General features: G+C 62.1%; 8 protein-coding genes. 1 reads left to right on the forward strand and 7 read right to left on the reverse strand.

The genetic code is table 11. The features are described 5' to 3' along the window. Positions 1–24 precede the first annotated feature (24 nt). Positions 25–1,287 (forward strand): OmpP1/FadL family transporter, encoded by a 1,263-nt coding sequence (locus ACM6I6_RS12970; protein WP_274074930.1) that lies wholly within the window; start codon positions 25–27, stop codon positions 1,285–1,287. A gap of 214 nt (positions 1,288–1,501) precedes the next feature. Here the strand turns inward: ACM6I6_RS12970 and ACM6I6_RS12975 are convergent, their stop codons facing one another. From ACM6I6_RS12975 to cobU, 7 genes are all read right to left on the reverse strand, one after another. Further along, positions 1,502–2,068, reverse strand: a complete 567-nt coding sequence (locus ACM6I6_RS12975; RefSeq protein ID WP_414919995.1) for a glutathione peroxidase — start codon at positions 2,066–2,068, stop codon at positions 1,502–1,504. 198 nt (positions 2,069–2,266) lie between these two features. Further along, positions 2,267–3,475, reverse strand: a complete 1,209-nt coding sequence (locus tag ACM6I6_RS12980) for an MFS transporter (RefSeq protein WP_274074928.1) — start codon at positions 3,473–3,475, stop codon at positions 2,267–2,269. A 52-nt stretch (positions 3,476–3,527) separates the two neighbouring features. Continuing rightward, positions 3,528–3,932, reverse strand: coding sequence for a MarR family winged helix-turn-helix transcriptional regulator (locus tag ACM6I6_RS12985; protein ID WP_274074927.1), 405 nt, complete (start codon positions 3,930–3,932; stop codon positions 3,528–3,530). A 21-nt stretch (positions 3,933–3,953) separates the two neighbouring features. Beyond that, complete coding sequence (locus ACM6I6_RS12990) at positions 3,954–4,685, reverse strand: adenosylcobinamide-GDP ribazoletransferase (protein ID WP_274074926.1); 732 nt, start codon at positions 4,683–4,685, stop codon at positions 3,954–3,956. Between the two features lie 2 nt (positions 4,686–4,687). Next, complete coding sequence (cobC, locus tag ACM6I6_RS12995; RefSeq protein ID WP_414919996.1) at positions 4,688–5,263, reverse strand: alpha-ribazole phosphatase family protein; 576 nt, start codon at positions 5,261–5,263, stop codon at positions 4,688–4,690. Then, positions 5,260–6,315, reverse strand: coding sequence for a nicotinate-nucleotide--dimethylbenzimidazole phosphoribosyltransferase (cobT, locus tag ACM6I6_RS13000; protein ID WP_414919997.1), 1,056 nt, complete (start codon positions 6,313–6,315; stop codon positions 5,260–5,262). Before cobT ends, cobC begins: the two co-directional genes overlap by 4 nt. Continuing rightward, positions 6,312–6,833 carry a bifunctional adenosylcobinamide kinase/adenosylcobinamide-phosphate guanylyltransferase gene (gene cobU / locus ACM6I6_RS13005; protein WP_414919998.1) on the reverse strand — a complete coding sequence of 174 codons (522 nt, stop codon included), beginning with the start codon at positions 6,831–6,833 and terminating at the stop codon, positions 6,312–6,314. Before cobU ends, cobT begins: the two co-directional genes overlap by 4 nt. Between the last annotated feature and the right edge of the window lie 36 nt (positions 6,834–6,869).

Here is a 6,869-nt window from a genome sequence, read left to right on the forward strand (position 1 = left end):
CGGTGATCACCAGGAGTTCTAATAATGAAAAAAGTAATGCTCAAAACCACCATTAGCCTCGCCGTTGCCTTGGCATCCACCCAGATCTTCGCAAGTGGCTTTGCCCTCAACGAACAAAGCATCAGCGGGATGGGGACAGGTTTTGCCGGGCGATCTTCTTCTGCCGATGACGCATCCACAGTTGTTGGCAACCCTGCCGGCATGTCTCGCCTCAAGCGCGAGCAAGTAACCGGCGGCGTTGCATTCATCGACGCGCACACTGACATCAGTGATGCCAGCGCCCGCAATGGCGGCACCAACAAAGGTGACATGGTCCCTTTCATGGGCGTGCCGATGGGCTATTACGTCAAGCCAATCGATGACCAGTGGGCGGTCGGTTTCGGCGTCTACGCTCCATTCGGCCTGGTGACCGACTACGAGAACGGCTTTGCCGGCCGTTACTTCGGCAGCAAGAGCGAAGTGCAAATCATCACCCTCCAGCCAACCGTCAGCTATGCCTTCAACGACAAGGTGTCGATCGGTTTCGGCCCGACCATCAACCGTATCGACGGCAAGCTGGAATCGAACCTGTCGCTGAGCCCGAATCCGGCCGCACCGGACGGTGAAGTCAAAATCAAGGGTGACGACACTGCGCTGGGCTACAACATCGGTATCCTGGTTCAAGCCACCGACTCCACTCGCGTCGGCTTGACCTATCACTCGAAAGTGAAATACAAGCTCGACGGTGACACCAAGCTCAGCTACAGCCCGCTCGGCCCACTGGGTCAACAGAAGTTTGATGCTTCGCTGGACATTACCACCCCTGAGTCCGTGGACTTTTCGGTCACTCATCAGCTGGACGACCAGTGGACCCTGTACGCAGGCAGCACCTGGACTCGCTGGAGCCGCCTGAAAGAAATCTCCGTCGAGAACAGTGGCGTGCCTGCTCCTTTGAACCCAGCGTTCGGCACCATCACTGAAGAGCAGAACTGGCATGACACCTGGGCTCACGCAATCGGTGCTTCGTACCAGCTGAACAAGCAGTGGGTACTGCGTACCGGTCTGTCGGTTGACCAGTCGCCAACCAACAACGAAAACCGCTCCCCACGCATCCCGACTGGCGATCGCACGATTTTCAGCCTGGGCGCCGGCTGGAGCCCGACCGACGACCTGACCATCGACTTGGCGTACTCGTATCTGCGTGAAGAGTCGGTCAAGGTCAACGACAACAATGGCCGTCAGAACTACAGCGCCAAGTATGAAAACTGGGCGAACGGTTTCGGTGTCGGTGCGACTTACCGCTTCTGATGACGTGCGGCGAGCCTGAACCCCTCGCCCGAAGCAAAAAAGCCCCGCTCTCTGGCACAGAGGCGGGGCTTTTTCATTTCACCCGATAACGCAATACCTGTAGGAGCTGCCGCAGGCTGCGATCTTTTGATCTTGTTTGTAAAAATCAAAGTCAAAAGATTGCAGCCTGTGGCAGCTCCTACAGGGTTGCGTCAGGTTCGGTAATGGGTGTCGATCAGGGCGTGGCAGCCAGAGGCGGCGAAGCCAGTGCCTTCTCCACCGCTTCAATAAATTCAGGATCATCGGGCTTGGTCAGGCTGGAGAAGCTGGCGATCACCTTGCCCTGGCGATCGACCACGTACTTGTAGAAATTCCACTTCGGCGCACTGCTCTGATCGGCGAGCACCTTGAACAGGTTGGTTGCATCGTCGCCACGGACTTTCTGCGGTTCGGTCATGGTGAAGGTCACGCCGTAGTTCACGTAGCAGACCTTGGCCGTCTCGGCGCCGTCCTTGGACTCCTGCTTGAAGTCATTGGACGGCACACCAATCACCTCCAGCCCCTGCGCCTTGTAACGCTGATTGAGCGCCTCAAGGCTTTTGAACTGCGGGGCAAAACCACAGAAGCTGGCGGTATTGACCACCACCAGCGGCTTGCCGGCGAAGCGCTGGCACAAGTCGATGGATTCGTTGGCGCGCAACTTGGGCAACGAGCCTTGCAGCAGCGCCGGGCACTCGTCCGCCTGAGCCAACCCGGTAAATGCTACCAGTAACGCGGGAACCGCCAGCCAGCGCATCAGCATATCGGTACTTCCTTGAGGATTCTTGTTAGGTCGACGTTACTCGCCCTCACTTCCTTCTAGCAAGTCTCTAGCAAGCCGCCTTCTAGCATGCCCCGCCCAACTGCATCAGCGCCAGGCCTCCCTGGTGCCAGCCCCACCACGCCAGCGCCAGCAGCAAGGCGCAGACAGCGCCGAGCACGATCCGCGGCCAGAGGCTGTTCATGTCGCACTCATCTGGCTTTGCAGGCGCGCCACCGGCCGCTCACGCACAGGCCAGTTCAGGGCCGCGGCCATCAGGCTCAAGAGAATCGCCACCTGCCAGATCAAGTCGTAGCTCCCGGTCCGGTCATACACCACCCCGCCCAGCCAGCCACCGAGAAATGACCCGAGCTGGTGAAACAGGAAAACAATCCCACCGAGCATGGACAGGTTTCGTACGCCGAACAAGGTGGCCACGGTGCCGTTGGTCAAGGGCACGGTCGACAACCACAGCAATCCCATGCCCATCCCGAACAGGTACGCGCTGGTGGTCGTCACCGGCGCCCACAGGAACAGCGCGATCACCACCGCTCGCAACAGGTACAGGGCGGTGAGCAAACGCGGCTTGGACATGCGCCCGCCGAGCCAGCCGGCGGTATAGGTGCCGAAGATGTTGAACAGGCCGATCAGCGCCAGCACCGTGGTGCCCACGGTCGCCGGCAGATGTTGATCCACCAGGTACGCCGGCAGGTGCACGCCAATGAACACCACCTGGAACCCACAGACAAAAAAGCCGAATGCCAGCAGCCAGAATCCCGAATGGGAACAGGCCTCGTGCAGCGCTTCAGAGAGGGTTTGCTCGTGGCCGAGTACCGGCAGCGGTTTGTCCTTGAGCATGCCCACCAGCGGCACGATCAGCGCCACCAGCAGCCCCAGCGCCAGCAATGCCGCGGACCAGCCGAGCCAGCCGATCAACCCGAGCGTGCCGGGCAGCATGGCGAACTGGCCGAACGAACCGGCGGCGCTGGCGATGCCCATGCCCATGCTGCGTTTTTCCGGCGGCACCGCGCGCCCGACCACGCCGAGGATCACCGAGAAGGAGGTGCCCGACAGACCGATCCCGATCAGCAGGCCGGCGCTCAGGGACAAGGTCACCGCCGAGTCAGAGAGCCCCATGCACACCAGCCCCGCCGCGTACAGGACACCGCCGACCAGCACCACTTTCGCCGCGCCAAAACGGTCGGCCAGGGCGCCGGTGAACGGTTGCGCCAGGCCCCAGATCAGGTTCTGCAGGGCGATGGCGAAGGCGAAGACTTCACGCCCCCAGCCGAATTCGGCGCTCATCGGCGCCAGGAACAGCCCGAAACCGTGTCGCACCCCCAGGGATAACGCCAGGATCAGCGCACTGCCCACCAACACCCAACCGCACGTACGCCACATCGAGGTCATTCTTGTTCTCCTGTCGCGGGTATATACCCGCTTATAATCGTACAAACCGGCTTCATGCCAGTTCGTCCAGCAACTTGAGTAACGTTTCGCGCTTTTCGGCGCCCAGGCGATCTACCAATCGCTGTTGCGCCGCCTCCCACGCCGGCAAGGCTGCTTCCAGGCGCTGGGCGCCCGCTTCGGTCAGCCGGACGATGCGGTTGCGCATGTCCTCGCCCTCCACCAGCGTTACCAGGCCTTCACCTTCCAGCACGCGCAAATTGCGCCCCAGGGTGCTGCGGTCCAGCCCCATGGCCTCGGCGAGCGTAGAAATACTCGGTTGATCCAGGCGCTGCAGATTGCACAGCAAAGAATACTGGGCAACGTTGATCCCGAAGCCATCGAGAGCGCCGTCGTAATGCCTGCTGACGCCACGGGCGGCGCGACGCAGGTTGATACATAAACATTGGGAGTCGAGCATGATGCGTGTATATACCCGTGGTTAGATAAGTGCAAGTCCTGCGAGGATCGCAACTTCCAGCAATTCCAGCAACGCCCCCGCCGTGTCTCCCGTCGTGCCACCCAATCGACGCAGCATCACCTGCCTCAGCCAGACGAAAATCAACGCTGCCAGCAACAGCGCCCATACGGCGCTGAGACCGGCGATCAGCACACACAACAGGCTACTTGCCGCCAACACCTGCTTGCCCGCCAAGCGCGGAAGATGATCGGCCAGCGCCTGACCCAAGCCACCGGGACGCACATAGGACGTGGTGAGGAATAATCCCAGCAGCGCGCTGCGACTGATCAAGGGAACGATGATCAGGGCCAGTGCATGCTGCTGTTCGATCAGCGCCACCAGTGCGGCAAATTTCAACAGCAACACCAACACCAGTGTGACCACTGCGATCGGCCCGCTGCGTGGATCCTTCATGATCGTCAATGTACGCTCACGATCGCCGAATCCGCCCAGCCAGGCATCGGCGCTGTCGGCCAGGCCGTCCAGGTGCAGCGCGCCGCTGAGCAGCACCCACACCGCCAGCAACAATGCCGCATGAAGCAACAATGGCGTGCCCAGCAACAGCCAGTTCAGCGCCCATAGAATCGCGCCGAACAGCAAACCCACCAGCGGATAAAACAGCAGCGAGCGCCCCAGTTCCTCAGGCGTCGGCATGCCCGGCAGGCGAATCGGCAGGCTGCTGAGAAATTGCAGGGCGATCCAGAACGGCAACATGGTCAGCGCACTTCCTTCAATACACCACCGGGCTCGACCACCAGCGAGAACAGCGCCCCATGCGCCACTTCGACATTCAGCAGTTGCTCGCGTGGCAGGCCCCGGGCATGGGCCAGCAATAATCGCATGACCCCGCCATGACTGATCAGCAGCACACGTTCCCCGGCGTACCGCTCACGCAAACTCGCCACCGCCGCCAGCACCCGCGCGGAAAAGTCCGTGACCGGTTCGCCCTCAGGCGGGGTAAAGGCATAAGGATCCGCCCAGAACAAACCCAGGGCCTGGGCGTCGGTTTCCATCAACGCCGCGGCACTCTGCCCCTCCCAGGCACCGAAGTGCAGTTCTTGCAGGTTGCTGTCCAGCTCGATCGGCAGCCCTGATTGCACCGCCAGTTCTTCGGCGAATCGTGCACAACGCTGCAACGGCGAACTGACCAGGCGATCCCAGGGCCCCTGCTGCGCCACCGCTTCGCGCATCTGCGCCCAGCCCTTGTCCGTCAGCGCGTCGTCGAGGCTGCCGCGCAAGCCGCCGCCGAGTTCGGTTTCACCGTGACGCAACAGATCCAGATGCAAAATCATGCCGGACGATCCGCTACCGCCGCTTCGGCGAACGTCGCCATCTGCCCGTGCAGGTCGCAGGCCAGGCGCAGCAATGGCACGGCCAACGCGGCGCCACTGCCTTCGCCCAGGCGAAGCCCGAGGTCCAGCAAGGGTTGGGCATGCAGGGTTTCGAGCACATGGCGATGGCCCGGCTCGGCTCCGCGATGACCGAACAACAACCATGGCCGGCACGACGGATTCAAACGCACCGCCACCAACGCCGCGACGCTGCAGATGAACCCGTCCACCAATACCGCGATGCCGTGCTGGGCGCTAGCCAGGTAGGCGCCGACCAGTGCCGCGATTTCAAAACCACCGAGGTTGAACAGGGTCTGCAGCGCATCGCCCCGATGGGCGTCGTGCAAGGCCAGCGCGCGCTCGATCACTTGAGCTTTGTGACTGACACCCGTCGCATCCAGCCCGGTACCGGGCCCGGTCATATGAACCACAGGACAATCCAGCAAGGCACAGGCCAGGGCGCTGGCCGCCGTGGTGTTGCCGATGCCCATTTCGCCACCGATGAACAGTTGCGCGCCCATCGCGATGGCACGCTGCACACTGTCGCGACCGGCCAGCAAGGCGCGTTCGCCCTGAGCCTGGGTCATCGCCGGACCCCGGGCGAAATTCGCCGTGCCCGGACCAATGTTCAGGTGACGCACACCCGTCAGGTTCAACGACGGGGTGATGGTGCCGAGGTCGACCACTTCCAGGGAGGCGCCCAACTGCCGCGCCAGCACGCTGATCGCCGCACCGCCGCTGACGAAGTTGTGCAGCATCTGCCCGGTGACTTCCTGGGGATAGGCCGACACCCCCTCGGCCACCACACCATGGTCACCGGCAAAAATCGCGATCCACAACCGCTCCAGACTCGGCTTGACCTGCCCCTGGAGCCCGGCCAGCTGCACCGCTACCGCCTCAAGCTGGCCGAGGGAGCCGGCCGGTTTGGTCAGTTGCTGTTGACGGGCTTGCGCCTGTTCGACCGCCTGGGCGTCGATCGGTTGGCACGGGGTCAGCCACCACGATGGGCTCATAACGCAGTTCCTTTCAAAGTCAGGGGCAGGCCGGCGACGCTCAGGATGACACGCTGACAACGCTCGGCCAGGGCTTGATGCAGCCAACCGGCTTCATCGACATAACGACGAGTCAATTCGCCCAGCGGCACGACACCCATTCCGGTCTCGTTGCTGACAAAAATGATTTCACCCGGCAATGAGGCCAGGCATTCGAGCAAGGCTTCGCGCTCGGCGTTCAGGCGTTCGGCATCGTCCAGCATCAGCAGGTTGGTCAGCCACAGCGTCAGGCAATCCACCAGGAGGCAGCGATCGGTGCTGGCGTTCTCGCGCAGGACGCGGGCCAGTTCCAGCGGCTCTTCGATCAACGCCCATTCGGCGGGACGGCGGGCGCGGTGATGGGCGACGCGCTCGTTCATTTCGCCGTCCAGGGGTTGGCTGGTGGCGATGTAGGTCACTTGGAGTTGGCTGTCGGTTGCCAGTTTTTCAGCCAGGCGACTCTTGCCGGAGCGGGCGCCGCCGAGGATCAGTTGGAGCATGGTTTATTCCATAAATTGTGCGGTGTCATGACGGGC

The organism is Pseudomonas sp. IT-P218 (assembly GCF_949767605.1).
Classification (GTDB): Bacteria; Pseudomonadota; Gammaproteobacteria; order Pseudomonadales; family Pseudomonadaceae; genus Aquipseudomonas; species Aquipseudomonas putida_AE.

Bases quoted from the DNA above. Each gene is read 5' to 3' on its own strand.
- ACM6I6_RS12970 (WP_274074930.1), top strand. From the start codon at position 25: ATGAAAAAAGTAATGCTCAAAACCACCATTAGCCTCGCCGTTGCCTTG.
- ACM6I6_RS12975 (WP_414919995.1), bottom strand. From the start codon at position 2,068: ATGCTGATGCGCTGGCTGGCGGTTCCCGCGTTACTGGTAGCATTTACC.
- ACM6I6_RS12980 (WP_274074928.1), bottom strand. From the start codon at position 3,475: ATGACCTCGATGTGGCGTACGTGCGGTTGGGTGTTGGTGGGCAGTGCG.
- ACM6I6_RS12985 (WP_274074927.1), bottom strand. From the start codon at position 3,932: ATGCTCGACTCCCAATGTTTATGTATCAACCTGCGTCGCGCCGCCCGT.
- ACM6I6_RS12990 (WP_274074926.1), bottom strand. From the start codon at position 4,685: ATGTTGCCGTTCTGGATCGCCCTGCAATTTCTCAGCAGCCTGCCGATT.
- cobC (WP_414919996.1), bottom strand. From the start codon at position 5,263: ATGATTTTGCATCTGGATCTGTTGCGTCACGGTGAAACCGAACTCGGC.
- cobT (WP_414919997.1), bottom strand. From the start codon at position 6,315: ATGAGCCCATCGTGGTGGCTGACCCCGTGCCAACCGATCGACGCCCAG.
- cobU (WP_414919998.1), bottom strand. From the start codon at position 6,833: ATGCTCCAACTGATCCTCGGCGGCGCCCGCTCCGGCAAGAGTCGCCTG.